The following is a 598-nucleotide window of genomic DNA, read 5'->3' on the forward strand; positions in this document are numbered from 1 at the left end:
GTTTTTAGAACCAAAGTCATAGACGAGGGAACTGAAAATTACATTCATGGTCTGGAAAAAGCTAACTTGTTATCTCAATATGCACAGAGAGTTGGTAGTCCCTATTATCATACTATGCATATAGTAGCGCAGCAGTTAATTCAACAACCTGGTGCTGAATCTAACTATTACTTAATTTTAGGAAAAGCTGAGGATTCAGCGTTTAAGCTACAAGCAAACAGTGGTTGGCGTAGGCTGCGTTTATTCTGGAGACTCTTGATATTAAGAGATAAAAATTTGCCTCCACTTATCAAGCTCCGTGGAGGTGAGCGCCGGAAGTTGGAATGGTATCTATCAAGACGGCTTTATCTTAAAACCAGTACTGTTGCATATTATTTAATGATGACCATTCGCTGTACAAAGAAGTAGCTGCTGTAGGTGAGTTACTTGTTAAAATTATTGCGCAAGTGAAAGTAGGCTAATTGTTTTAAGATTGGCTGAGCATATTGACCGCTTTAGATTTTAAAGCGGTCATTAAGGTTTGCAAATAGAAATGTCTGCAATTGGCACTGAGCCGCCAGACTGAAAGTCTCTAACGGCAACTAAGAGCGAAAAGCAT

1 protein-coding gene is annotated in these 598 nt (G+C 39.1%); it reads left to right on the forward strand.

Annotated features, from left to right (window positions below; translation table 11 throughout):
• Positions 1–408: hypothetical protein (locus LSG37_RS21145; RefSeq protein ID WP_269836701.1), on the forward strand; the 408-nt coding region annotated here is incomplete at its 5' end.
• Positions 409–598 lie beyond the last annotated feature (190 nt).

This window comes from Rheinheimera soli (assembly GCF_021290985.1).
GTDB classification, from domain to species: Bacteria; Pseudomonadota; Gammaproteobacteria; order Enterobacterales; family Alteromonadaceae; genus Pararheinheimera; species Pararheinheimera soli.